We start from the raw sequence: 24,810 nt of genomic DNA on the forward strand, positions 1-24,810 counted from the left end.
ACCCCCGAGGAGCATCCATGTCTCAGCCCGACACCGCCCGTCTTCTGATCGCCTGCGACGACCAACCAGGCATCGTCGCGGCAGTCGCAGGGGTGCTCGCCGCCCATGACGCGAACATCATCTCGCTGGACCAGCACTCGACGGACTCCGAGGGCGGCCGGTTCTTCCAGCGCACGGTGATCCATCTCGACGGACTCGCGGCAGCGCGCCCCGCTCTGGAGGCCGACCTCGACGCCGTGGCGCAGCGCTTCGGCATGGAGTGGTCGCTGCACGACACCGCCCGTCGCAAGCGCGTCGCGATCTTCGTGTCGAAGTACGACCACTGCCTGATGGAGCTGCTGTGGCGCACGCAGCGCGGCCAGCTCGACATCGACATCACGATGGTCGTGTCGAACCACCCCGATCTCGCCGAGTCGGTGCGCTCGTTCGGCGTGCCGTTCGTGCACATCCCCTCCGGCGACAAGCAGCTCATGGAGCAGCGCCAGCTCGACCTGCTGCGCGGCAACGTCGACCTGGTCGTGCTCGCCCGCTACATGCAGATCCTCACCGACGACTTCATCGAGCGCGTCGAGGCGCCGGTCATCAACATCCACCACTCGTTCCTGCCGGCATTCATCGGCGCGAACCCGTACGCCAGGGCCAAGGACCGCGGCGTGAAGCTCATCGGGGCGACCGCGCACTATGCGACGGCCGACCTCGACGAGGGGCCGATCATCGAGCAGGACGTCACGCGCGTGACGCACGCCGACTCGGCCGCCCAGCTGCAGAGCCGCGGTGCCGACGTCGAGCGTCAGGTCCTCGCGCGCGCCGTGCAGTGGCATGCCGAGGACCGCGTGATCGTGCACGGCCGCTCGACCGTCATCCTGTAGCCGGACGCGCTCGGGTCGGGTCGCTCAGGCCGAGACCACGTCGACCGCGAGGCCACGGGAGGCCGTGACCAGGCGGGCATCGTTCGTCCAGAACTCGCGGCAGCCGCTGAGCTGCGCGGCGGCGAGGTGCAGCGCATCCGGAGTCTTCAGCCCGTGCCGCGCCCGCAGTTCGGCGGCGTGCAGGAAGACGGTCTCGTCGAGCTCGAGGTGCACCATACGTGCGTATGCGGACAGGAGTCTCGAACGCGTCTCGAGATCTCCGTCGCGCAGCGGCTTGATGAGGCACTCGTGCAGCACGAGCGGACTCACCGCGATCCGGTCGTCGGTCCGCGCCAGCGCCTGTCGAACGCGATCGCCCGCCTCCCCTCGGTCCTCGAGGGCGTAGATGAGGATGCAGGCGTCGAGGGAGATCACTCCCAGGCGTCCCTGAGCTCGCGGATCTGCGCTTCGATGTCGTCGGCGGAGCGGGCGAGGCGATCCGGGAGCGGGTTCGCGTCGATCCACTCCACGAGGGCCGGTCCGGTGAGCGGCACGTCGACTGCGGTGATGGGTGTGATCTGCGCCACGGGAACTCCCCTGTTCGTGATGACGACCTCGATCCCCGAGCGCGCATCGGCGATCAGACGGGACAGATTGTTCCGCGCATCCAACACGCTGTAGGTCGACATGACGCCATCCTAGCCAGATACCTGGCTAACCGGATGGTTCATTCCACAGGCACCCCGGCGACCAGCTCGGCGAACGCCTCAGCGGCCGAGCCCGCGCGCGCGAGCGGGGCAGCCTGCCCCATCCACAGCGACTGCAGCTCGCCGAGCTCCTGTCGGCCGGCAGCCGTGCGGAACAGCCCGGTGAGCCAGTTCTGCATCGGGAACGGCGCGATCGTGCCGCTCGCCTCGATGGCCCGGACCGCACGGTTGCGCACGCCGCGTGCGAGCCGACCGCTCATCGCCTTGGTGAGCACCGTGCCGTCAGCCGGGGTCCGCCGGATCGCCTCGCGGTGCGCGTCGTTCACGGCCGACTCCGGGGTGACGAGAAAGGCGGTGCCGACCTGTACCGCCTCGGCGCCGAGCGCGAACGCGGCGGCGACCCCGCGGCGATCCGCGATGCCGCCGGCGGCGATCACCGGCACGTCGACCGCATCGACGACCTGCGGCACGAGCGCGAAGGTGCCGACCAGCGAATCCTCGGCGGGACGCACGAACGACACACGGTGTCCGCCGGCCTCGAACCCGGTCGCCACGACCGCATCGACGCCGCCGTCTGCCAGTGCCACGGCCTCTGCCACCGTCGTGGCGGTGCCGACGACGCGGATGCCACGGCGATGCGCCTCCTCGACGACCGCACCGGAGGGCACACCGAACACGACGCTGAGCACAGCCGGCGCGACGTCCCAGATCGCGTCCAGCTGCTCCTCGTGCGATGGGATGTACTGCTCGGGCCTGGCCGGCATCTCGACACCGACCGCGTCGTAGAACGGCTGCAGTGCCTGCGCGAAGATCATGTGCTGTGCGTTCGGAACGACCTCGTCGCCGGTCGGCACCCAGATGTTGAGTGCGAACGGCCGCGAGGTGGCTGCGCGCAGCTCGGCGCCGGTCCGGCGGATCCGATCGCCGTCGTAGCCATAGAGCCCGAACGATCCGAGGCCGCCTGCGTCGCTCACCGCCGCAGTGAGCGGCACGGAGGACAAGCCGCCGAAGGGGCCGAGGACGATCGGATGCTCGATGCCGAACAGCGCACGCAGATCACTCATGCTTCGAGGCTACGCCCGGCCGCGGGCCCAGCGGCCGGTGCTACCCTCGCAGGAGAGAGGGAGACGCACATGAGCGAGTGGTTCGGGCAGATGCTGAGCATCGTGCTGACCGCGCTCGGTCTCGTCTCCGTCCCCGACGCCGCGGCCCTGGGCCTCGCGATCGCCCTGCTGGCGGTGACGGCCCTCACGCTCGCGCTGGTGCTGAGTCTGCACTCCGCCACCGCCAGCAGCGCGCCGCATCCCTGGCGCGCGATCGACGCCTCCACCCTCCTCTCGCAGAGTGATCCGGATGCCGCAGGGCACCCGCGTCCGCGAGCGCCGGGAGTCGCGACCGCCGCGTAGTCCTGTCGACGGAACCTCCGTTCCGACCGGGATCGCGCGGCATTCGCCGACCCATCCCGACCTCTCGAACGGACACCCAATGGACCCCTTTGCCCTCCCACCGCTGACCGCCCTGCTCGACGCCGCCTACGGCGCCCTGGCCGGCCTCTCCACCCTGCTCGAACCCTTCGCCGGCGGCGCGGCATCTGCTGCGGCCGTCATCCTCGTGACGCTCCTCGTGCGCGCACTACTCATCCCCGTCGGCTTCTCGCAGGCCAAGGCAGAGCAGACCAGAGCCCGTCTCGCTCCTCGCCTGCGCGAACTGCAGCGCCGACACAAGAAGAACCCGGAGCGGTTGCAGCGCGAGACGCTCGAGCTGTACCGGTCGGAGAACACCTCGCCCTTCGCCGGGATGCTGCCGGTGCTCGCGCAGGCGCCGGTGGTCGGCATCCTCTACACGCTGTTCATCCGTCCCGAGATCGCCGGGCATCCGAACGACCTGCTCACCCATGACCTGTTCGGCGCACCATTGGGCACGAGCCTGGTGTCGGCGCTGTTCGGCGGTACGGCGACGCCGGCCACGTTCCTGGTCTTCGGTGTGCTGCTCGTCATCATGCTCGTCGTCGCCGAGATCACGCGTCGCGTGTTCCGTCCGGCGCCGGTCGAGGGCGACTCGCCGCTGAACTCGCCGACGATGCTGCGGGTGATGAGCGCGATGCACTACGTGACCGCCGTGTTCGCGGCGTTCGTGCCGCTCGCCGCCGCGCTCTACCTCACGGTCACCGTGATCTGGACGCTCGTGCAGCGCGCGCTGCTGCGCCGCCGCTACCCGCTGCCGACGACCGCGGTCGCCGCGAACCGAACCCCTGCGCCGAAGCGCGTGGCAGCCTGATCACTCCGGCAGTGGGATCGGCGCGGTGAAGACCCCTGGCGGATCCTCGTCGTCGTCGCGTGCGGCATCCGCGCGGCGACGACGACGGATGCCGAGGGTCGTGCCGACGCTGGCGGCGACGACCAGGGCGATAGCCAGCATCCGCAGCGGTGTCGCGCTCTGGCCGAGCACGAGCCATCCGGCCAGCGTCGCAAATGCCGGCTCGAGGCTCAGCAGCACACCGAACACGCGCTCGGGCAGACGGCGCAGCGCCGCGAGCTCGAAGCTGTACGGGATCACCGACGACAGCACCGCGGTGATCGCGGCGAGCAGGAGGAGCTGTGTGTCGCCCGCGACCGTGATCGCTGCCGGCACGCCAACCGGGATGAGCAGCACCGCCGCGATGACGAGTCCCATCGCGAGTCCGCCGGCGCCGGGGATCAGTGTGCCGACGCGTGCGCTCATCCGGATGTACATGGCCCAGAAGGCCGCGGCGATCAGGATGAAGACGACACCGAGCGGATCCAGCGGCGCAGCCCCGAGCAGCCCGTCGACCGCGAGCAACGCCATGCCGATCAGCGCGACGCCGACCCACACCGCATCGGCCACGCGACGCGTGAGCAGGGCGGCCAGCACGAGCGGCCCGAGGAACTCGATCGCGACGGCCGGGCCGAGCGGGATGCGGTCGATCGCGGCGTAGAAGGAGCCGTTCATGGCGGCGAGCGAGACGCCGAACAGGACCGCCGCGATCCACTGCTGCCTGGTCCACCGGCCGGGGCGCGGGCGCACGATCACGACGAGCAGCATCGCCGCGATCGCGACACGCAGCGAGGTCACGCCCCACGGCCCGAGCACCGGGAACAGCTGCGCCGCGACGGCCGCCCCGAAGGGCAGCGACAGGCAGGAGCCGATGACGAGCGCGACGCCCGTGAGGGAACGGGACGACGGGGACTGCTGCACGCCTCTCAGCGTGAGGCATCAGCCCCTGCCGCGTCCAGTCGACACACCCCGGACGCGGCAGGGGTCGTGCCGCTCAGAGGTGCTTGCCGCCGGTCACCGGCAGGATCGCTCCAGAGGTGTACGAGGACTCGTTCGAGGCCAGGTACACGTAGGCACCGGCGAGCTCGGCCGGCTGGCCCGCTCGCTCGAGCGGCGTGTCCTGTCCGAAGGTCGCGAGGCGCTCGGCATCCCAACCCGCCGCCGGGATGAGCGGCGTCCAGATCGGGCCCGGTGCGACCGCATTGACCCGGATGCCGCGCGGGCCGGCCTCCTCTGCGAGCGCCTGCACGAAGGCGACCTGCGCGGCCTTCGTCATGGCGTAGTCGATCAGGCCGGGCGAGGGGTTGTACGCCTGCACGGAGGAGGTGACGATGATGCTCGCGCCCGGCTCCAGGAGCGGATAGGCGGCACGCGCCGAGTGCACCATGCCGACCAGGTTCGTGTCGAACACGCGCCGCATGTCGTCGGTGCGGAGGTTCTCGAAGCCGTCGATGTCGTGCTGGTACGCGGCGTTGAGCACGAGCACATCGAGTCCGCCCAGCGCACGTCGCGTCTCGGCGACCACGGCTTCGGCGAAGTCCTCGTCGCGCAGGTCACCGGCGAGGCTCACCGCGGTGCGCCCTGCCTCTCGCACGAGTTCGACCGTGGCATCCGCATCCTGCTGCTCCTCCGGGAGGTGCGCGATCGCGACATCCGCCCCCTCACGGGCGAAGGCGATCGCGACGGCCCGGCCGATGCCGGAGTCACCACCCGTGATCAAGGCCTTCCGGCCCTCGAGCCGACCACTGCCGACATAGCTGGACTCGCCGTGGTCCGGCCGTGGCGTGGTCCGCTCGGTGAGACCGGGCTGATCCTGCTGCTGGTCGGGAAAACCCTCCGTGCGGTGGGCCGTGCGGGGGTCGGGAGCGGTGTCGGTCATCGGTTCGCCTCTCTTCGCGTCGGAGAGGCCGACGATGCCGCACCCGCCTCGACCTGCGAAGGGGGTTGACAGCCGTGCGGGCCGTTCCCGGGTCAGCTCGGAACGGCGACGTGCACGTCGGCGGCGCCGGCCGAGTCGCTGCTCTCGGCAGGCTCTGGCACGAGATACAGGCCGCTCGGGGCGTTGGCGGTGAAGGCCAGGGCCTCGATCCACGCACGGTTGATCGCCGGCTGGCGGCTGCCGAAGTACTTGAAGACGAGCGAACTGCCCGGCTGCACCCAGACGGTGACGCGTCCGCCGCCGACGCTGGCGTCTTCGCGCCAGCTGAACGGGAACGGCTCACCGCGACGGAGCTTGGCCGTGATCACGAGCTGGAGGTGCGTGAGTGCGCGGTCCTCGATCTCGGTCTTGACGCCGCCTTCGTAGACGAACTTTCCCATGTGTCCCACTCCTCGGATCGATTCAGTCCTGGTCCGACAGGGCTGTCGGAATCGTCCCTCTCCCTAGAGTATTCCTCCGTTCCCCCGATTCGGGTACTCCCGCAGCTGTGCGCGCTCACCTGTGCGCGCCACGTCATCGGTTTCTCCGGTGACGCAGCACGGAAGTCAACCCCTTCCTCGGCACCCACGAACGCACCTAGGCTCGGAGCCACACGTTCTGGGAGGCGAGCAGCATGACTGAAGAGACGACTGAGGGGTACACCCCCACCACGACCCACGCCGAGTTCGGCGCTGGCAACCCCCGCCTGCGCATCACGCGCGACGACGACCGCACCGAGTTCGCGCTCGACGTCGACCTCGTGCGCATCGGATCGGCAGAGGGCAACGAGCTGCGCATCGCGGACACCGATCCGCTGCACGCGACGATCCAGCACGACGACCGCGACGAGTACGTGCTGACGCTGCACGGCGAGGGCGAGCGCAGTGCGGCAGGCAGCGCAGACGCCACGCACCCGGGCGAGGACACTCAGACGCTCCGCACCGGCGCGCAGTTCACGGCCGGCCCCTGGAGCTTCGTGTTCGCCCGCGACGAGTCGGCTGACCACGGCCGCCCGTTCGGCGGACGCAAGGGCGGCGAGTTCAACGACCAGCGCCTGCAGCCGCCGCGTCCGGACTACACGGCCGAGGCAGCGGCATCCGAGACCGCCGAATCCGGAGCCCCGCAGGCCGAGCCGGCGCCGGACGACTTCGAGCGCTGAGCCACCGCCGGACCTCGTTCCGGTCGCGATTCGTGCCGCCTGCAGAGGATGCAGGCGGCACGAACTGCGACCGGAAGAGGATGCCGGCAGCACGAACTGCGACCGGAACAGGATGCCGCGTCAGACCTCGTGCGAGGGGAACACCGGAGGGCGACGCGCGGCGAATGCGGCGAGGCCCTCGCGGGCATCGTCGCTGTCGAACGCCAGCTGGCCGAGCTCGGCCTCACGCACGAACGCCTCGCCTTTGGGAAGATCGGCGAGCTCGCGCACCGCGCGCTTGACCGTCGCGATCGCGGTACGGCTGCGTGACAGCAGCTCCTCGGCCACCGACACGGCGGTCGACTGCAGCTCGACGGCCGGGACGACCTGGTTCAGGATGCCGTAGCGCAGCGCCGTCGCGGCATCGATCCTCGTGCCGCGCAGCATCAGGTCCATGGCCCAGGCGTAGGGGATCTGTCGGATCAGGCGAACGAGCGTGCCGCCGGCCGGCACGACGCCGACACCCGTCTCCGGCAGCGCGAACTGCGCCTCGTCCGACGCGATGCGGATGTCGGTCGACAGCAGGATCTCGAAGCCGCCGCCGAGGCACAGGCCGTTGACCGCTGCGACCACCGGCTTGTCGAGCGTCGAGTGCTTCTGGTGGGCGGCGTCCCACTCGCTGATGTCGAAGCGGCCCTCCGTGAGCGCTGGGATCGACTCGCCGAGGTCGGCACCGACGCAGAACGCCCGCTCCCCTGCGCCGGTGAGGATCGCCGCACCGATGCGCGCGTCGTCGCGCACCTCCGCGAACGCCTCGCCGAGCTGCTCGTACATCGCGAGCGTGAGTGCGTTGAGCTTCTCGGGTCGATCGATCGTGATGACGGCGAGTGCGCCGTCGCGGTCGAGACGGATGCCCGCCATCAGATCGTCCCGGCGGTGCGCAGCGCCTCGATCTCGTCGGTCGCATAGCCGAGCAGGTCGCGGAAGACCGCGTCGGTGTGCTCGCCGGTGTCCGGCGCAAGACCGCGAGCGCGCGGCGGCGTGCGGTCGAGCTTCACCGGCGAACCGAAGGTGCGCAGCGGGCCGTAGCCCTCGTACTCCGCCTCGACGACCATGTCGCGCGCCGCGATCTGCGGGTCGGCGACGACCTCGGCGATGTCCTTCACAGCGCTCAGCGGCACGAGGTCTCCCGCGAGCGCCTCGAGCTCGGCCTTGGTGCGTCCGGCGAACCAGCGCTCGACCATCGGCTTCACCTGCTGCGCGTAGACGACGGCGTCGAAGCGGTCAGCCATCCGGTGCAGGTCTGGATTGGCCGCGTAGTCGTCGGCCGAACCGAACGTCTCGCAGGAGATCTTCCAGAACTTGTCGGTGTACCCGCCGAAGAACACGTAGCCGTCCTGGCAGGCGAACAGCTCATAGGGGCGGACGAACGGATGCTGGTTGCCGAGCGGCACCGGTACGACACCCTCGGTCGTGTACGAGACCACCGCGTTCTCGGTGAGGGTGAGCACGGAGTCCTGCTGCGACACGTCGACGAGCTGACCCTCCCCCGTGCGCTCGGCGTGACGCACGGCGGCGAGGACGCCGATCACGCCGTACAGGCTGGCGGCGAGATCGCCGATGATCGTGCCGACGCGCGTGGGCGGACCGCCGGCCGGGCCGTTCATCGACCAGAGGCCACCGGTCGCCTGGGCACTGTTGTCGTAGGCGGGGCGCCCCCGGTACGGACCCGTCTGCCCGTAGCCGCTGAGCGCCGCGTAGACGAGGCGCGGGTTGATCGAGCCCAGGTGCTCGTGGCCGAGGCCCAGGCGGTCCATGGTGCCGGGGCGGAAGTTCTCGACGAGCACGTCGGCCTTCGCGACCAACCGCTCGAGCGCCGTCTTCCCCTCGGGGTGGCGCAGGTTCAGCGAGACGCCGAGCTTGTTGCGGTTGTACTGCGCGAAGAATCCGCTGAAGCCCTCGCCGCCCTCGCGCTCGAGGAGCGGCGGGAAGGTGCGCGTGTAGTCGGGGTCGTCGGGGTGCTCGACCTTGATGACGGTCGCGCCGAGGTCGGCCAGGATCATCGAGCAGTAGGGACCCGCGACGACGCGAGTGACGTCCACCACCACGACGCCGGCGAGGGAGCCTGGACCGGCATCCATCCCGCCCAGTGCTTCCAGTCGGGCGCGGAGCTCGTCATCGATCATCGTGGGGTCCCTTCTGCGACGCGCGCTCCGGCGTCGATGGTGGAGCGGCGATGTGGTCGTCGATCCAGCTTTCCAGCGCAGCCATCGCAGGGATATGTGCCCAGGACACATATGAACGGGGGCGTTCCGGGTCGATGCGACCATATCGCGAGTGCAACCGCACCCCAGGACGGGTCAGCGCCCCGGCACGAGTCCGATCCGCAGCGGTGCGTCCCGCTCGGATGCCGCGGCGAGCGCCGCATCGATGTCGGTGAGCGGGCGCACGGCGCCGACGGCATCCGCGAAGGGATACGCCCGACCGCGACCGGCGAGGAAGGCGACCGCCTCGACGAGTTCGGCGCCGGTGTAGTTGTGGACGCCGGCGATCGTGACGAGCCGTCGCACGATGCTCTCGGCGTCGAACGGCACCGGGTCGGCCGGGAACACGCTGCCGACGAGCACCACCATGCCGCCGACCGCGACACCCTCCAGCGCATCGGCCACCGCATGCCCTGATGCCTCGATCACCACATCGGGCTCGCGATCCAGGCCCTCGGCACCGAACCTGGCGGCGAGCGCCTGGCGCTGCGGGTTCGGGTCGCGCACCTCGACGTCGGCACCGAACTCGGCAGCGATCGCCGCCGCCGAGAGTCCGACGAGTCCGGCGCCGTGAATCCGCACCGCAGCGCCCTCGAGGTCTCGCCACCGCGCTGCGCGGGCGACGGCGGCCCAGGCAGTGGCCGTCGCGCAGGACGCCGGGGCGAGCACGGCGGCGGGCAGCGCCTCAGGCACCCGGACGATCGCGGTGCCGGCGCGCAGCTGCATGTGGCTGCCGAACGCACCGGTCAGGTCGCCGTGCGCGCCGACGCGGTCGTGGCCGTACTTGCCGAGCGTGCGGCACTTCTGCGGCATCCCGCGCAGGCACCGGTCGCAGCTCGCACACGAGATCGTGATCGACCACACGACACGGTCGCCGATGCGCAGGGGGCTCCCGTCGACGGCGAGCGCACCCTCGTCGCCGACCGCGATCACGCGGCCGACGCTCTCGTGGCCGAGCACGAGCGGCGTCGGCGCGGACCGGCGCCCCCGCACCGTGTGCACGTCGGAGCCGCAGATCGTCGACATCTCGATCGCGACCAGCACGTCGCGGTCGCCGAGCGCGACGCCGGGCACCGCGATCGTCTCGTGCGGGTGATCGACGCCGGTCCACACCATCGCCGTGGCTGCCGGCCGCAGCGTGACGTCACGTCGATGGCCTGGGGGACGGATCAGCAGCGTGCCCATGTCGTCGACCGGTTCAGGCGGTCGCGGCGGCGCCGGCCACCACGGTGCCGAGCAGTCCGCGCTCGGCGAGGGCGGACCGGAGACCCGTGATGTCGCTGAGCACGGCGTCCGCACCGGCTGCGGTCAACGCGGCACGATCGTGTGCACCCGTGAGCACGCCGGCGACGAAGCCTGCACCGGCGCGGCGACCGGATTCGACGTCGCTCGTGGTGTCACCGGCGACCGCGACTGCACCGACCGACGAGGTCCGCGTGCGCAGCAACGCCGTCAGCACCAGGTCGGGGGCGGGGCGACCGCGTCCGGCATCCACCGGAGAGAGGACGAGGTCGACCAGGTCGTGCCAGCCGAGCCCGTCGATGAGCGCGTCCCGGGTGACCGGAGCGAACCCGGTGGTCAGGGCGACCGTGAGACCGGCATCCTTCAACCCCTGGATCGCGTCGGCCGCACCGGGGATCTCGGCGACCCCCTGCTCGGCGACGATCTCGGCGTACGCGTCTTCGAACGCGGCGGTCGCCCTGGTGGCCGCTGCGACATCGCCGCCGGCGAGGTGCGTGAAGACGTCGATCTTCGACTGCCCCATGGTGACGCGCACGTGGTCGAGCGCCTCGTCCCACGGCATCCGATCCGCGACGCCGGTGCGTGCTGCTGCACGCTGGAACGCCTGCTCCACGACACCGTCGTCGAGCACACTGGTTCCGGCCATGTCGAGCACGACGAGTTCGATCGGGGCGAGGTCGAGCGGAGTGGTCATGATGTTCCTTCCAGTGCGGGTGCCCACCCGAAGGCGGCGGTGAGATTCTCTTCTGCGAGCCCCAGACCCGTGGTCATTCCGATGCCGGTGGTCGCGGCGAGCACCAGCGCCCCGTCGTCACCCCGTTCGACGAGGAACTCCGTGGAGCCCTTCGCGTAGACGCCCTGCCACCGCTCCAGCACGCGCGGAGCCGGCATGTCGAACAGCGCCTCCGCCTCGGCGAGGAAGGCGCTGAACGCCGCCTCGGGCTGGAACGGCGACGTCGTCGTCGCTGTCGCGTGCGAGTCGCCGATGATGAGCGAGCCGTCCGGCAGCTGCGTGTACATCTGGTTGAGGTCGAGGGCCGCGAGGTCCGGCCGCTCGGCATGCAGGCGCTCGCGCAGACGCGCGGTCGGCTGCGCCGTCTCGGGCGCATCGGCGAAGCGGCCGTAGCGCACCAGCGACCAGCCGGTCAGCAGCGGGGCAGGCAGCGAATGCCGCAGGCTCACCGCGGCACGTATCATGTCGAGCGCGCAGCGTTGGATGCCGCGGCGCTCGGCGATCTCGGGCAGCAGCTGGTCGATGTCGTGGTTCACGGCGACGACCGTGTGCTCGGTCGAGATCGCACCGCGCGTGGTGTCGACCCGGCCTGCGGCGAGCGCGGTGACCGCGGTGCGGAACCGGAATTCGACGCCGAGCGCCGCGAGGTGAGTGACGATCGCTCCGGCGGCGGCACGCGGATCTGTCTGCAGGTCGGTCGCGATGTGCGCGCCGCCGACGATGCCCTCGCGCCGCAGCGGGGCGAGGCGCAGCAGCTCGTCTGCATCCAGCATCCGGATGCCGCCGCGGGGGTCCTCGTGGAGCGAGGCAGCCTCGAGCACGGCGAGCTCATCGTCGTGCCGTGCCGCGACGAGCGTGCCCGATTCGCGCAGCCAGAACCCGGCATCGGCGGAGAGCCGCAGCCAGAGCTCGCGGGAGAGGTCGGCGTAGCGGCGGGCCTCGCCGGTCTGCGCACCGATGCAGAGGTGGCCGAAGTTGCGGATCGTCGCGCCGCTCGGCCCGTCCGTGCGGTCGACCACGATCACGCGGAGTCCGCGGCGCACCGCCGCATAGGCCGCGCCGAGTCCGACGATGCCGGAGCCGACCACGACGACATCAGCCGTGGCGGCGCGTGCGTCCGGTGCAGGGTTCATCGGAACACCTTCCGCATCCACATCGCGAGGCCCTCGACCACCAGGACCGTGACCAGGATCATCAGCACGATCGCGGTGACCGTCTCGTAGCGCGACCCCTGGCTGGCGTTGAGCAGGTAGTAGCCGACGCCGCCACCGCCGACGATGCCGAGGATCGTCGCCGCACGGATGTTCGTGTCGAGCATGTAGAAGCTGTGCCCGATCAGCGCCTGCATCCCCTGCGGCACCGTCGCCGAGGCGTAGGTCTGCAGCCGAGTGGCGCCGACGGCGCGGAGCGCACGCTCGGGCCCGCGGTCGACTTCTTCGAAGGAGTCGGCGATGAGCTTGCCGAGGAGTCCGATGCCGCCGATCGCGAGTGCGATGACGCCCGCCTGCGGTCCGAGACCGGTGATCACGACGAGCACGATCGCGAGGATCAGCTCGGGGATGCCACGGATGCCGACGAGCAGGAACCGGGCGATGCCGCGGGCTCCCCTGCTCGGTGCGACGTTGCTCGCGGCGAGCGAGCCGAGCACCAACGACGGCAGCAGGGTCAGCACGGTCGCGGCGAGCGCGATCGCGACCGTGTCGCGCATGGCGGTGAACATCGCCGAGGCGTCGTAGTTGCCGAAGGAGGGCGGCCAGAACTTCGCCGCGGTCTCCGGGAGCTTGGCCCAGAACGTGACGAAGTCCATCCAGTTGATGTCGCTCACCACGACGCTGCCGAGCACGACGAGCACGGCGATGCCGCCGGCCGTGGTGTTCCGGACGCGCTGGGCGGTCCACGGGCGGCGCACTGCGGACTGCGGACTCGCGGCCCAGGCCACACGGTCCGTTGCGGCGTCGCGCTTCGCCCGCAGTCGCGGGTGCACGATGCGGTCCATCCACGACCGCGTCTGCCGTTCCTGGCCGAGCATCGCACCACGCACCAGGCTCGACACGATCTCCATGACGACGCACAGGACGAAGATGACGAGCGCGATGCCGAGACCCTTGCCGTAGTTCAGCGCCTTGAAGGCGTACGACATCTCGAGGCCGAGGCCGGCGACGCCGACGTAGCCGAGCACGACGCTGCCTCGCAGGTTGATGTCATTGCGGTGCAGCACGGTCGCGACCCAACTGGGCAGCACCTGCGGCAGGATGCCGGCGCTGAACTCCTGCATCTTCGAGCCGCCGGCTGCGCGGATCGCGAGGCGAGGACCTTCGTCGATCTGCTCGATGGCGTCGGCGAACATCTTCGAGATCATGCCGATCGAGTGGATGCCGATCGCCAGGATGCCGGGGAGCGTGCCGAGCGAGAACATCAGCACGAAGGCCATCGCGAGCACGACGTCAGGGAGGGCGCGGGTGAGCACGCCGATGAACCGTGCCGCCGCGCGCCAGCCGTTGCCCGGTGCGGTGTTGGAGGCGGCGAGATAGGCGATCGGCACCGAGAGCACGGCGGCGAGCAGGGTGCCCACCAGCACGAGGCCGACGGTCAGGGCGATCAGCCACAGCAGGTCGCCGGGCTCGGGGAACGAGAGCCCGCCGACGCGGACCATGAAGTTCTCGGCGTTGCCCCAGCTCTGCACCATCGCGGGGATCGAGATGCCGACTTCGCCGACGGCGAGGATGCCGAGCACGACCAGTGCGACGAGGGTGAGGGCTGCCGCGATGCGCTCGGGCGAGATCGGACGCTTCGGCACCCGACCCCTCTGGGTCGCCGAGCCACCCCCGTGGGTCGCTGAGCCACCCCCTTGGGTCGCTGAGCCACCCCCTTGGGTCGCCGAGCCACCACCCTGGGTCGCTGAGCCACCCCCCTGGGTCGCTGAGCCACCCCCTTGGGTCGCTGAGCCTGTCGAAGCGCCACCACCCTGGGTCGAAGCGCCACTCCCCTGGGTCGCTGAGCCTGTCGAAGCGCCGCCGATGACCGTCATGAGGCGTGCACCTGCGTCGACGCATCCGCCAACTCCATCGCGACCGCCGTGATCTCGGCGGTGGTGGTGGCGACGCGGCCGTAGATCTCCATGACTTCGGCCTTGGTGAGGTCGCCGGTCGGGGTGTCGAGCACGACCGCGCCGTGGCGGAGGCCGACGATGCGGTCGGCCCACGAGATCGCGAGGTCGACCTGGTGCAGGCTGCACACGACCGTCAGCCCCTCGTCGGCCGCGATCTCGCGGATGAGAGCCATGACCTGGTCGCTGGACTCCGGGTCGAGTGAGGCGACCGGCTCGTCGGCGAGCAGGATGTCGGGCTTCTGCATGAGCGCGCGGGCGATCGCGACGCGCTGCTGCTGTCCGCCCGAGAGCGTGTCGCTGCGCTGGTAGGCCCGGTCGAGCAGGCCGACGCGGTCGAGGTGTTCGAGCGCCTGCAGCTTCGCGGACCTCGAGTAGCCCCAGAGGCCGAGGCGCGGGCCCCGCACTCGGGACAGCGAGCCGGTGAGCACGTTCTCGAGCACCGTGAGCGATGGCACGAGCTCGAACTGCTGGAAGATGAACCCGACGCGGCTGCGCAGCGAACGCAGTGCGCGTCCGCGCAGGGCCGGCACCGGGGAGCCGAGCACCTCGACCTCGCCCGAGGTGGGGAGCTCCAGGCCGTCGAGGTGACGCAGCAGGGTCGATTTGCCCGACCCGGAGAGTCCGAGCAGCACGACGATCTCGCCGCGTGACACCTCGAGCGAGACGTCGTCGAGGGCGGTCGTGGAGCCGAAGGTCTTCGTCACTCCGCTCAGGCGGACGAGGGCGTCAGGGGCTGGCGTGGTCATGTCGGGCTCCTACGGGGTGGTGGAGTGCGGAATCGGGGGCCCTTCGACAGGCTCAGGGACCCGGGGGCCCTTCGACAGGCTCAGGGACCCAAGGGCGGAACCGGGGGCCATTCGACAGGCTCAGGGACCCAAGGGCGGCTCAGGGACCCAGGTGCGGATCAGGGACCCGAGTGCGGGACCCAGGTCTGGGTCACTGAGCCTGTCGAAGTGCCGGGTGAAGCGGTGGTGCTCAGGCCGTCAGGCCTTGCACTGCTCCGCTTCGGTCTCCTTGCAGATGTCGCGGATGACGTCGTAGTAGGCGTCGTCGACCGGCTTCGTGGCATAGAAGACGCTGCGGAACGCGTCGGTGTCGGCGCCGTCGATACCGGCGGCGATGATGTCGTCGATCGTGATCTCGGCGAGGCCGTCGATCAGCTTCTTCGAGACGTCGTCGGGAAGCGTCGATGAGTACACCAGCGGAGCACCGGGGACCATCGTCTCGTCGATGACCTTCACGGCATCCGACTTCTCGACCTCGGAGTCCTCGGCGAAGCCGACCTCGCACTCGACGCCTTCGCCGACCTTCTGCACGCTCACGTCGTGCTTGCCCGCGAACACGGGGGTGATGTCGGTCTTCGGGTCGATGCCGGCCTCGAGCAGGTTGTACGACGGGAAGAGGTAGCCGGAGGTGGAGGACGGATCCACGAAGCAGACCTTCTTGCCCTTGAAGTCCTCGATGCTGGAAATGTCGCTGTCCTTGGGCACGATCGCCTGCGAGAAGTAGCCGGGTTCCTGGCCTTCGTCGGTGACGATCGAGGAGATGGGGGTGAGCTTCGCGCCGTTGTTGGTCGCGGTCACGTAGGTGAAGCCGGAGAACGAGGCGACGTCGACCTTGCCGGCGACGGCTGCCTCGATGAGGGCCGCGTAGTCGGTGGACTCGTGGTACTCGACGGTCTTGCCGGTGATCTCGGCGATGTAGTCCATGAGCGGCTGGTAGTTGGTCTCGGTGTCGACCGAGTCCGGCACGACGCCGAAGACGAGCGTGTTCTCGTCGACCGCGAAGCCGCCGGCTGCCGACGACGACTCGTCGGAGCCGGGGGTGCTGGTGGCATCGGCTGCGCCGGAACAGGCGGCGAGGCCGAGGGCGAGGAGCGCGACACCCGCGAGGGCGGGCAGAGCACGAAGCTTCATGAGGACCTTTCAGAGGTGGGAGGGGCGATCCACGGAAGACTCTCTCAGGCGGAAGGCCGAGAAATATACCTAACTCGGAAGAGTTCAGGGCGCGTTCACCAAGCATTTCCTTGGATGAACGCTGCGCGAATGCGAGCCCGCAGCCCGAGCTGATCAAGTAATGTACCTATGTGACCGAAGCTGTCTACACTCAGATCGCCGACGACCTGCGGCGCGAGATCGCGGACGGGGCGCTGCGTCCGGGCGACGACGTGCCGACGGAAGCGGAACTGGCCGCGCGCTGGCAGACCTCTCGCGGACCGATCCGCAACGCCCTGGCTGCGCTTCGCGCCGAGGGTCTGATCGAGACCAGTCGCGGCAGGCCGGCGCGCGTCGTCGCCCGCAAGGCGAGTCAGGCGGTCGATGTGTCGGTGCCGTTCACGCGCTGGGCGCGCGACATCGGCGTGACCCCGGGGGCGCAGACGCAGGAGTTGAGCCTGCGGCGGGCCGGCGATCATGGCGCGGCACTCGGCGTCGGGCCTGACGACACGATCGTCAGCGTGGTGCGGCTCCGGCTGCTCGACGGGCGTCCGACCATGCTCGAGCGGCTCTTCTACACCGAGGCCGTCGGACGGCGACTGTTCGAGGTCGATCTCGATGCGGTGTCGATCACGGAGTACCTGGGTTCGCAGGGGCATCCGATCGTCGGCCTGCAGCACGTGATCGACGCGGTTGCCGCGGATGAGCAGGATGCCGCCCTGCTGCGTGTGCCGCAGGGCACGCCGATCCTGCGGCTGAGTCGCACATCGCGCGACGCGGACGGCGTGATCTTCGAGGCTTCGGAGGACCGCTACCTCAGTGAGGTCGTGCGGTTCACGGTGGCGGCATCCGGCATCTCGACCGATGGACATTACATGCGAGCGGTCGGCACGTGACGGCCGGATTCGAGCGTGCGGAGTCGTGCGCCTAAAATCGAATCGATCGACAATGCACTCCGGGGGGTCTGCTGATGGGCATGCGTGCGGCGTACACGCTCGTGGATGAGCTGACGCTCGACCGACTCGTGTCGCTCGCGCCGGAGGTGCTGGTGTCGACGCTCGAGGATCTCGAGTCCGGTGGGGCGCCGACCGTGTACCTCGACAAGATGTGGGACGGGCTGCACTTCCTGCTCGCCGGCGCACCTGCGGCGTCTCCTCTGGATGACGACCCGCTGAGCGAATCGATCGTCGGCGTGCACGTGTTCGGCGGCGACGACTTCGTCGGATGCACCGAGAACGATGAGCTGCTCCCGATCATCGAGGCGCTCGATGCGCTGGATCGGGATGCTGTGATCGCTGCGGCGGACTTCACGGCCTTCTCGGATGCCGGCATCTACCCGAACATCTGGCGCGACGACCCCGCGGTGCTGCGTGCCGAGCTGGCCGCGGCCTGGGATGCCTTGGACGGCGTGCACCGTCGCGCAGTCGACGAGGGCAAGCACCTCGTGATCAGCATCTTCTAGCACCGCGCAACTCCGACCATCGGGGTTCAGCCGGTGAGTGCGTGGGTGAGGGCGGGTTGTGGGGTGCGCCATCGTCGGGCGGGGTCCCACCAGGCCGGTCCGCGAACCTGGGGTGTCCCGTTGCCCATACGGATCTCCCACCCGCTCGTGTCGAGGGTGCGGTGATGATGCCAACACAACGCGACACCATTGTCCGTATGGGTGGGTCCGCCTCTGGCGTGTTCGTGCACGTGGTGGATCTCGCACCACGACGCGCGCACGTGGCACCCGGGGATCAAGCATTCCTTGTCACGGAGAGCGATCGCCCGCCGTTGGTGGGTGGTGAAGATGCGGTCGGTGGTCCCGATGCCGATGATGCGTCCTTCGGGGTCGAACAGCACCCGCTGCACCGTCCCCCCGCAGGCGGTGTGCCGGGCGGTCGCGACGGAGACGGGGGTGTCGATGCCGTCGACATACGCCCATCCGCGGCCGGTCGCATAGTCGTCCGCGGTGACGGACACGAGCAATGTCGGCGCCGCACCACCCAGTTTCGGCGTCTCATCGTGACGGGCGGCGATGCCGAGGATCGCCGCGAACGCATCATGCTGCTTCTGTGGCCGGGTGCGGGTGTCGACCATCCCGCCCGGATCCCCCGACGGCAACACGTCATCATCACGCCGCTCGTCACTGCCTCGCACATACCCGCCACTGTCGGCACCAGCACCCGCACCCGCTGTGGTGGCATCGGCGGTGTCGCCGGATGGCACGAACCGCACCCCGGGCACCGGTGGCCCGTCGACTTTCGGGTTCAAGTACGCGTCGAACTGCCGCTGCAACGCCCCCGCGGTCTCCGGGAGCAGGTCACCGTGGATCGGGACCAGGCCGTGCTTGGCACGCCCGAACCGGATCCCCCGCCCACGCATCGCGAGCTCTTCCGCGGGCTCTGCCCCGTCGGGGTCGAGGTACGCCATGATCACCCGGGCATACGCCCGCAGGTCTTCCGGCGTCGCCGGCGGCCCACCCCCCGCAGCACCCGGATCGCCCGCGACATCAGCGTCGCCAACCGCAGCATCCGGGTCCGCGACATCTTCCCCGTCATCCACTGCGACCATCCCCCGTGCAAGTGCCGCGAGCTGGGCATCCGCCCGCCACCGCAACTGCTCACTCACCCGCCGTTGCGCGGCATCCACCGGGCCCACCGCCGCCAACAACCCCGACACCCCGATCGTCCCGTCCAGCAACGCCTCCCGCAGGCGCGGCCACCTGGCTGCCTGCCATCCGCCCGATGAGAGGTCCACCTCCCGGAACACCGACGACGCGGCCTTCACCACCCGCCCAGCCCCAGACGCGTCCACCCGCAACACCCGCTGCAACAACTCGCTCATCGTCCGACATCCGAACAGCCCACAGAACGCCAGATCGCCCGATCCCGAAGGGCGAGCGGGCACCGATGCGACCGTCTCAACGACCACCGCGTCCACCCGCCGCTGCGCCGCACCAGCGAGCCGCAACACGCGCATCTTCGCGTCATCCGACAGGAGGCCGAACGCAGCCTCGGACAGCACCAGATCCAGGTCGGCGACGACCCGCTCCAAGGCTTCCTCAGTGCTGTTCATACCTCCGATTCAACCCGGGGCCACCGACATTCAGACCCTGAAAACCCCAGACCAAACCGATATTCCGGAATACGATCAGCGAACAGTTGATACCCACCTCACACAGCCAGCAGCACGATCCCACCGACCACGACCAGCGACGCCGCAATCCGCCACCCCGGCCGGGACTCGCGCAGCACGACGACGCCGAAGAGGCTCACGAGCACGACGCTCACCTCTCGCAGCGGCGCGACGAGCGCGACCGGAGCGATCTGGATCGCGGTCAGCACCAGGATGTACGACAGCGGAGACAGCACCCCGAACACGACGATCCGCCGCCACTGCGTTCGACCCAGCGCCCACACGGCATCCCATCGCTGTCGCACCGCGATCGAGTAGAACGGCACCTGCAGCAGCGTCGTCCCCACCATGAAGGCGACGGGCGACAGCTCCCAGGTGCGCACGACGTGCGCATCCCAGATCGTGTAGGTCGCGATCGCGACGCCGGTGAGCAGACCGAACACGAGGCCGAGGTCGAGACCGCGCCTCGTGCCGTCGCCCCGACCACGGTCGACCAGACCGATCGCGACCACCCCGGCGATCACCGCGGCGACGCCGATCAGCGCGACCCCCGAGGGCCGCTCCCCCAGGATCAGCACGGCGACGATCACCGAGAGGAACGGCCCGGTCCCGCGGGCGGTCGCGTAGACGGTCGAGAGGTTGCCCTCGCGGTAGCCGCGCTGCAGCACAGCCATGTACGCCACGTGCAGCACCGCCGACACCGAGACGCCCAGAGCGAATGACCCGAGGTCGTCCGTGCCGAGTCCGCCGGTCAAGGGCACCGCGCCGATCCAGACGACCGTGCTCGCGACGGCTCCCCACCAGAGGAACGCGGCCCCCGCCCTGCTGATGCCGTGGGCGACGATGTTCCACGCCGCGTGCGACAGCGCGGCACCGAACACGAGGACGAAGGCGAGAGGAGACACGGTGCAGACCCTTCCATCCGACGCGGGGCGCGACGAACAGGGTCCTCCGGGCTTTTGTCCTGTCAGATGACGGCTCCCCTGCGGAGGAGAACCGTGGCGCCGCTCGGACCAGTCGGGCGCGAACCCCGGAACCCTAGGCGCTATCGGGATCACCATACCCCCGGGATGTGAACGCGAGGCAAACGCCCTCGGCGCGCGCCGCTCGGCACGGATCGCACAGCCTCCGCGACTACGCTCGAAGCACGCCCGAACTCCAGGAAGGCACCCATGCCAGTCACCCCGGTCGCCCTCGCCCACGCAGAGAACCTCGCCGACTTCGTCGCCGCCTCACCATCGAGTTACCACGCCGCAGCCGAGGTCGCCCGCCGTCTCGAAGCGGCCGGCTTCACCCGACTGCAGGAGGAGGAGGCCTGGCCCGCGCAGGCCGGTGGACGATTCGTCGTCGTCCGCGACGGAGCGACGATCGCCTGGGTCGTGCCGACGGATGCCGCGGCCACCACGCCGTCGCACATCTTCGGCGCGCACACGGACTCCCCCGGCTTCAAGCTCAAGCCGCAGCCGACGACCGGTTCGCGAGGCTGGCTGCAGGCAGCCGTCGAGGTCTACGGCGGTCCGCTGTTGAACTCCTGGCTCGACCGTGAATTGCGGCTGTCCGGCCGCCTCGCTCTCGCCGACGGCCGCGTCGTGCTCGCCGACACCGGCCCCCTGCTCCGCCTGCCGCAGCTCGCGATCCACCTCGACCGCGGGGTCAACAACGGCCTCTCCCTCGACAAGCAGAACGAGACGCAGCCCGTCTGGGGCCTCGGCGACCCGACGCAGGCCGACATCCTCGCCGAGCTCGCGTCCTCGGCAGACGTCTCGGCATCCGATATCCGCGGCTACGACGTCGTGATCGCCGACTCCGCCAGGGGCGCCGTGTTCGGCAAGGACGACGCCTTCTTCGCGTCCGGCCGCCTCGACGATCTCGCGTCGGTGCATGCCGGCGTGGTCGCGATGGTCGAGATCGCCGATCGGACGCCCCGCACGAAGGCTCCGATCGCGGTGCTCGCCGCCTTCGACCACGAGGAACTCGGGTCGGGGTCGCGCTCGGGCGCGGCCGGCCCGTTCCTCGAAGACGTGCTCGAGCGGATGTACGCCGGGCTGGGCGCCGACGCATCGGCACGCCGGCAGGCCTACGCCTCGTCGTGGTGCCTGTCGAGCGACGTCGGACACTCGGTGCACCCGAACTACGCTGCGAAGCACGACCCGGTCGTGCAGCCGGTGCTCGGGTCGGGGCCGATCCTCAAGATCAACGCCAACCAGCGCTATGCGACGGATGCCGTCGGCACCGCAGCCTGGCGCACCTGGTGCGACCGCGTCGGCGTGAACGCGCAGGAGTTCGTGTCGAACAACGCGGTGCCCTGCGGCTCGACGATCGGCCCGATCACCGCGACGCGCCTCGGCATCCGCACGGTCGATGTCGGCATCCCGATCCTGTCGATGCACTCCGCCCGCGAGCTCGCCGGCGTCTCAGACCTGTACGACCTCGCCAGGACAGCGGAGTCGTTCTTCACCGCCTGACGCCGGCGAGAGGTCAGAACACGCCGCCGCCCGGCCGGGATCAGCGGCGTGTTCTGACCTCTCACGCGCTCCGGCCACCCCGCGCAGTGCCAAGATATTGCTCATGACGGACATCAAGCCGGCTCTCATCGAGCGTGCGGGCATCGAGATCATCCCCGAATCCGAGCGCACCGCGAAGCCGCGCGACCTCTTCTGGCCGTGGTTCGCCGCGAACGTCTCGGTGTTCGGCATGTCGTACGGGTCGTTCGTGCTCGGCTTCGGCATCTCGTTCTGGCAGGCGACGGTGGTGTCGATCATCGGCATCGTGGTGTCGTTCCTGCTCTGCGGGCTCATCGCGATCGCCGGCAAGCGCGGCTCGGCACCCACCATGGTGCTGTCGCGTGCGGCGTTCGGCGTGCAGGGGCAGAAGGTGCCCGGCATCGTCTCGTGGCTGACGTCGATCGGCTGGGAGACCTTCCTCGCGATCCTCGCCGTGCTCGCGACCGCGACCGTGATCACGCAGCTCGGCGGCGACGGCGACAGCGTCGTGGTGAAGATCATCGCCACCATGATCGTCGCGGCGCTGATCGTCGCAGCATCCGTGCTCGGGTATCACACGATCATGCGGATGCAGTCGGTGCTGACCTGGATCACCGGCGCCGTGACCGTGCTCTACATCATCCTCGCGGCACCGCAGATCGACCTCGCAGCAGTCCTGGCGCGCCCCGACGGCGGCATCGGCCAGGTGATCGGCGCCCTCGTCATGGTGATGACCGGCTTCGGGCTCGGCTGGATCAACATCGCAGCCGACTGGTCGCGGTACCAGAAGCGCACCGCATCCGACGGAGCGATCGTCGCCTGGAACACCATCGGCGGCTCGGTCGCCCCCGTGATCCTCGTGGTGTTCGGCCTGCTGCTCGGTGGCTCGAACGACGACCTCATGAACGCGATCGCCGCCGATCCGATCGGTGCACTCGCCTCGATCCTGCCGGTCTGGGTGCTCGTGCCGTTCCTGCTGACTGCCGTGCTCGCGCTCGTCTCGGGCGCCGTGCTGGGCATCTACTCCTCGGGGCTCACCCTGCTGAGCCTCGGCATCCGCATCCCCCGCCCGTCGGCGGCCGCGATCGACGGCGTCATCCTCACGATCGGCACGATCTTCGTCGTGTTCTTCGCGACCGACTTCCTCGGACCCTTCCAGAGCTTCCTGATCACCCTCGGCGTGCCGCTCGCCTCGTGGGCAGGGATCCTGATCGCCGACATCCTGCGCCGGAAGAAGGACTACGACGAGGAAGCCCTCTTCGACAGTCGGGGCCGATACGGCGCCTGGGACTGGACCTCGATCGGCACCATGGTCGTCACCAGCGTGATCGGGTGGGGTCTCGTCGTCAACAACTTCGCCGCGGACGCCCCGTGGAACAACTGGCAGGGCTACCTGCTGTTCCTGATCGGCGGCAAGGACGGCGAGTGGGCGTATGCGAACCTCGGCGTCTTCTTCGCACTCGTGCTGTCGTTCATCGTGACGTACGTCGCGCGGGCCGGGAAGATCCGGCGGCAGGAGCAGGTGTGACCGGCCCTTCGACAGGCTCAGGGACCCAAGGGTCGGACCCTTCGACGGGCTCAGGGACCCAAGGGTCGGGCCCTTCGACCCAAGGGGCCGGGGCGGGCCCTTCGACAAGCTCAGGGACCCAAGAGGCGGGCCCTTCGACCCAGGGGGCGGGGTGGCTCGTGGTGATCGACCCGCAGGCGATCTTCGCCTCGCCCGACTCCGCGTGGGGATCACCGTTCTTCGCGGAAGCCATGCCGCGCATCACCGCACTCGCCGAGAGCTTCGGCGAGCGCGTGCTCGTGACCAGGTGGATGCCGACGGCCGACCGCTCCACCTCGTGGGGCGAGTACTTCGCCGCATGGCCGTTCGCGGACCAGCCTCCCACTGATGCGCTGTTCGACCTGGTTCCCGATGCGGTCGCGCTGTCGCAGCATCCGACCCTCGATCTGCCGACCTTCGGCAAGTGGGGCTCCGAGATCGAGGCGATCGTCGGGCATGGCGCGCACGTCGTGCTGGCCGGTGTCTCGACCGACTGCTGCGTGATCTCCACGGCGCTGGCCGCAGCAGACGCCGGCGCACACGTCACCATCGCCGCCGATGCCTGCGCGGGGTCGAGCGCCGAGAACCACGCAGCCGCCCTGCACGTGATGGGGCTGTACCCGCCGCAGATCACGGTCACCGACACGGCTGCGGTACTCGCCGGGCGTTGAGCCATCCCCCGCGTTCGTCAGCCCGCTGCGCGCACCGCGGCCGCGATATCGGCTGGCGTTCCGTGCCACGGCGCCCCATGCCCCGGCAGCACCCATGACGCGGAGACCTCGGCCAGCCGATCGAGGGATGCCAGGGCGTCGGCAGGCTCGTCGGTGAACGGTGCGGGCTGAGCGCCTGTCCGCCCGGTGAGCACGTGACGAGTCGTGAGCGCATCACCGACGAACACGGCATCCGCGGCCGGCACGTGCACCGCGATGCTCCCCGGCGAGTGTCCGGGCATCCCGATCACGACGGGTGCGCCCGGCAGATCCAGCACGTCCCCGTCGGCGACCTCGGTCACCTCGGACACGTGCGGCGTACGCAGTGCGTTCTTGCGGATGCTGTAGGCGAAGAACCCGAGCGTCGGCCCGAGCCGCGCGGGCCCCATCGGCGTCTTCGGCTTCTCTCCGGTGCGGACCCGGTGGGCATCGGCGGCGTGGATGAACACCGGCACCCCCGCCTCTCGGCGCAGGCGTTCGGCGAACCCGATGTGGTCGCCGTCGCCGTGCGTCAGCACCACCCCGCGGATGTCGGACATCGGGCGCCCGAGCTCGGCGAGCTCGCGGGTGAGGTCGTTCCAGTGGCCGGGCAACCCGGCGTCGATCAGGGTGACGCCCTCGGGGAGATCGATGAGGTACGAGGCGACGATGTCGTTGCCGAGACGGTGCAGGTGCGGTGCGAGCTTCATGACGGATCCTCTCAGGATGATTGCGATGGCTACGTTACGTAGCTATCATGGCTATTGTCAATAGCTATCAAGGAGAC

Annotated in this window: 26 protein-coding genes; 9 read left to right on the forward strand and 17 right to left on the reverse strand. The window is 69.9% G+C overall.

Features of this window, described 5'->3' with window-relative positions; genetic code table 11:
- Nucleotides 1-17: 17 nt before the first annotated feature.
- Nucleotides 18-869 (forward strand): formyltetrahydrofolate deformylase, encoded by an 852-nt coding sequence (purU, locus tag RS83_RS07195; RefSeq protein WP_045278828.1) that lies wholly within the window; start codon nucleotides 18-20, stop codon nucleotides 867-869.
- A gap of 24 nt (nucleotides 870-893) precedes the next feature.
- On the opposite strand, the gene RS83_RS07200 is transcribed toward purU, so the two are convergent.
- Genes RS83_RS07200 through RS83_RS07210 form a run of 3 tightly spaced genes read right to left on the reverse strand, consistent with a single transcriptional unit; the run spans nucleotide 894 to nucleotide 2,619 of the window.
- The gene (locus tag RS83_RS07200) at nucleotides 894-1,283 is read right to left on the reverse strand and encodes a type II toxin-antitoxin system VapC family toxin (protein ID WP_052678939.1); all 390 of its coding nucleotides are present in this window, start codon (nucleotides 1,281-1,283) and stop codon (nucleotides 894-896) included.
- Complete coding sequence (locus RS83_RS07205; protein WP_045278829.1) at nucleotides 1,280-1,537, reverse strand: type II toxin-antitoxin system Phd/YefM family antitoxin; 258 nt, start codon at nucleotides 1,535-1,537, stop codon at nucleotides 1,280-1,282. Before RS83_RS07205 ends, RS83_RS07200 begins: the two co-directional genes overlap by 4 nt.
- A 38-nt stretch (nucleotides 1,538-1,575) precedes the next feature.
- Nucleotides 1,576-2,619: an NAD(P)H-dependent flavin oxidoreductase gene (locus RS83_RS07210; RefSeq protein ID WP_045278830.1), complete on the reverse strand. Its 1,044-nt coding sequence runs from the start codon at nucleotides 2,617-2,619 to the stop codon at nucleotides 1,576-1,578.
- Between the two features lie 69 nt (nucleotides 2,620-2,688).
- Here RS83_RS07210 and RS83_RS07215 point away from each other — a divergent pair, with 69 nt between their 5' ends.
- The gene (locus RS83_RS07215; protein ID WP_045278831.1) at nucleotides 2,689-2,961 is read left to right on the forward strand and encodes a DUF6412 domain-containing protein; all 273 of its coding nucleotides are present in this window, start codon (nucleotides 2,689-2,691) and stop codon (nucleotides 2,959-2,961) included.
- Between the two features lie 79 nt (nucleotides 2,962-3,040).
- A complete protein-coding gene (locus tag RS83_RS07220; protein ID WP_045278832.1) occupies nucleotides 3,041-3,832 on the forward strand; it encodes a YidC/Oxa1 family membrane protein insertase in 792 nt (263 codons plus the stop codon).
- Here RS83_RS07220 and RS83_RS07225 read toward each other — a convergent pair whose 3' ends face one another.
- The 3 genes from RS83_RS07225 to RS83_RS07235 all read right to left on the reverse strand — a co-directional run bounded on the left by RS83_RS07225 (nucleotide 3,833) and on the right by RS83_RS07235 (nucleotide 6,169).
- Nucleotides 3,833-4,771 (reverse strand): EamA family transporter, encoded by a 939-nt coding sequence (locus tag RS83_RS07225; protein WP_045278833.1) that lies wholly within the window; start codon nucleotides 4,769-4,771, stop codon nucleotides 3,833-3,835.
- Nucleotides 4,772-4,844: 73 nt separating this feature from the next.
- A complete protein-coding gene (locus RS83_RS07230) occupies nucleotides 4,845-5,729 on the reverse strand; it encodes an SDR family oxidoreductase (protein WP_045278834.1) in 885 nt (294 codons plus the stop codon).
- Between the two features lie 92 nt (nucleotides 5,730-5,821).
- The gene (locus RS83_RS07235; RefSeq protein WP_045278835.1) at nucleotides 5,822-6,169 is read right to left on the reverse strand and encodes a hypothetical protein; all 348 of its coding nucleotides are present in this window, start codon (nucleotides 6,167-6,169) and stop codon (nucleotides 5,822-5,824) included.
- A gap of 233 nt (nucleotides 6,170-6,402) precedes the next feature.
- Between RS83_RS07235 and RS83_RS07240 the strand changes: the two genes are divergently transcribed.
- Nucleotides 6,403-6,927, forward strand: coding sequence for an FHA domain-containing protein (locus RS83_RS07240; RefSeq protein ID WP_230114908.1), 525 nt, complete (start codon nucleotides 6,403-6,405; stop codon nucleotides 6,925-6,927).
- Nucleotides 6,928-7,047: 120 nt separating this feature from the next.
- On the opposite strand, the gene RS83_RS07245 is transcribed toward RS83_RS07240, so the two are convergent.
- The 8 genes from RS83_RS07245 to RS83_RS07280 form a co-directional block, all read right to left on the reverse strand.
- Nucleotides 7,048-7,827, reverse strand: a complete 780-nt coding sequence (locus tag RS83_RS07245) for an enoyl-CoA hydratase/isomerase family protein (protein WP_045278836.1) — start codon at nucleotides 7,825-7,827, stop codon at nucleotides 7,048-7,050.
- Nucleotides 7,827-9,092, reverse strand: a complete 1,266-nt coding sequence (locus tag RS83_RS07250) for a CaiB/BaiF CoA transferase family protein (protein ID WP_197072081.1) — start codon at nucleotides 9,090-9,092, stop codon at nucleotides 7,827-7,829. Before RS83_RS07250 ends, RS83_RS07245 begins: the two co-directional genes overlap by 1 nt.
- A gap of 174 nt (nucleotides 9,093-9,266) precedes the next feature.
- Nucleotides 9,267-10,355 carry an alcohol dehydrogenase catalytic domain-containing protein gene (locus tag RS83_RS07255; protein ID WP_045278837.1) on the reverse strand — a complete coding sequence of 363 codons (1,089 nt, stop codon included), beginning with the start codon at nucleotides 10,353-10,355 and terminating at the stop codon, nucleotides 9,267-9,269.
- Nucleotides 10,356-10,368: 13 nt separating this feature from the next.
- The gene (locus RS83_RS07260; protein ID WP_045278838.1) at nucleotides 10,369-11,106 is read right to left on the reverse strand and encodes an HAD family hydrolase; all 738 of its coding nucleotides are present in this window, start codon (nucleotides 11,104-11,106) and stop codon (nucleotides 10,369-10,371) included.
- Entirely contained in the window at nucleotides 11,103-12,278 is a 1,176-nt protein-coding gene (locus tag RS83_RS07265) for a TIGR03364 family FAD-dependent oxidoreductase (protein ID WP_045278839.1), read from the reverse strand. Before RS83_RS07265 ends, RS83_RS07260 begins: the two co-directional genes overlap by 4 nt.
- Nucleotides 12,275-13,942, reverse strand: coding sequence for a phosphonate ABC transporter, permease protein PhnE (phnE, locus tag RS83_RS07270; RefSeq protein ID WP_045278840.1), 1,668 nt, complete (start codon nucleotides 13,940-13,942; stop codon nucleotides 12,275-12,277). Before phnE ends, RS83_RS07265 begins: the two co-directional genes overlap by 4 nt.
- Nucleotides 13,943-14,169: 227 nt before the next feature.
- Complete coding sequence (phnC, locus tag RS83_RS07275; RefSeq protein ID WP_045278841.1) at nucleotides 14,170-15,000, reverse strand: phosphonate ABC transporter ATP-binding protein; 831 nt, start codon at nucleotides 14,998-15,000, stop codon at nucleotides 14,170-14,172.
- Between the two features lie 237 nt (nucleotides 15,001-15,237).
- The gene (locus RS83_RS07280; protein WP_045278842.1) at nucleotides 15,238-16,170 is read right to left on the reverse strand and encodes a phosphate/phosphite/phosphonate ABC transporter substrate-binding protein; all 933 of its coding nucleotides are present in this window, start codon (nucleotides 16,168-16,170) and stop codon (nucleotides 15,238-15,240) included.
- Nucleotides 16,171-16,340: 170 nt separating this feature from the next.
- Here RS83_RS07280 and RS83_RS07285 point away from each other — a divergent pair, with 170 nt between their 5' ends.
- Together RS83_RS07285 and RS83_RS07290 are read left to right on the forward strand one after the other, a co-directional pair.
- The gene (locus RS83_RS07285; protein ID WP_045278843.1) at nucleotides 16,341-17,084 is read left to right on the forward strand and encodes a GntR family transcriptional regulator; all 744 of its coding nucleotides are present in this window, start codon (nucleotides 16,341-16,343) and stop codon (nucleotides 17,082-17,084) included.
- A 74-nt stretch (nucleotides 17,085-17,158) separates the two neighbouring features.
- Nucleotides 17,159-17,650 carry a YfbM family protein gene (locus RS83_RS07290; protein ID WP_045278844.1) on the forward strand — a complete coding sequence of 164 codons (492 nt, stop codon included), beginning with the start codon at nucleotides 17,159-17,161 and terminating at the stop codon, nucleotides 17,648-17,650.
- Nucleotides 17,651-17,676: 26 nt separating this feature from the next.
- On the opposite strand, the gene RS83_RS07295 is transcribed toward RS83_RS07290, so the two are convergent.
- Nucleotides 17,677-19,245 carry an HNH endonuclease signature motif containing protein gene (locus RS83_RS07295; RefSeq protein WP_045278845.1) on the reverse strand — a complete coding sequence of 523 codons (1,569 nt, stop codon included), beginning with the start codon at nucleotides 19,243-19,245 and terminating at the stop codon, nucleotides 17,677-17,679.
- 98 nt (nucleotides 19,246-19,343) lie between these two features.
- Nucleotides 19,344-20,210, reverse strand: coding sequence for an EamA family transporter (locus tag RS83_RS07300; RefSeq protein ID WP_045278846.1), 867 nt, complete (start codon nucleotides 20,208-20,210; stop codon nucleotides 19,344-19,346).
- A 267-nt stretch (nucleotides 20,211-20,477) separates the two neighbouring features.
- On the opposite strand from RS83_RS07300, the gene RS83_RS07305 reads away from it, so the two are divergent.
- The 3 genes from RS83_RS07305 (at nucleotide 20,478) to RS83_RS07315 (ending at nucleotide 24,005) form a co-directional block, all read left to right on the forward strand.
- Nucleotides 20,478-21,770 carry a M18 family aminopeptidase gene (locus RS83_RS07305; protein WP_045278847.1) on the forward strand — a complete coding sequence of 431 codons (1,293 nt, stop codon included), beginning with the start codon at nucleotides 20,478-20,480 and terminating at the stop codon, nucleotides 21,768-21,770.
- A 103-nt stretch (nucleotides 21,771-21,873) separates the two neighbouring features.
- A complete protein-coding gene (locus RS83_RS07310; RefSeq protein ID WP_045278848.1) occupies nucleotides 21,874-23,316 on the forward strand; it encodes a purine-cytosine permease family protein in 1,443 nt (480 codons plus the stop codon).
- A gap of 158 nt (nucleotides 23,317-23,474) precedes the next feature.
- Nucleotides 23,475-24,005, forward strand: a complete 531-nt coding sequence (locus RS83_RS07315; protein ID WP_045278849.1) for a cysteine hydrolase family protein — start codon at nucleotides 23,475-23,477, stop codon at nucleotides 24,003-24,005.
- Nucleotides 24,006-24,022: 17 nt separating this feature from the next.
- Here RS83_RS07315 and RS83_RS07320 read toward each other — a convergent pair whose 3' ends face one another.
- Nucleotides 24,023-24,733, reverse strand: coding sequence for an MBL fold metallo-hydrolase (locus tag RS83_RS07320; protein WP_045278850.1), 711 nt, complete (start codon nucleotides 24,731-24,733; stop codon nucleotides 24,023-24,025).
- Nucleotides 24,734-24,810 lie beyond the last annotated feature (77 nt).

This window comes from Microbacterium oxydans (genome assembly GCF_000956525.1).
GTDB lineage: Bacteria > Actinomycetota > Actinomycetes > Actinomycetales > Microbacteriaceae > Microbacterium > Microbacterium oxydans_A.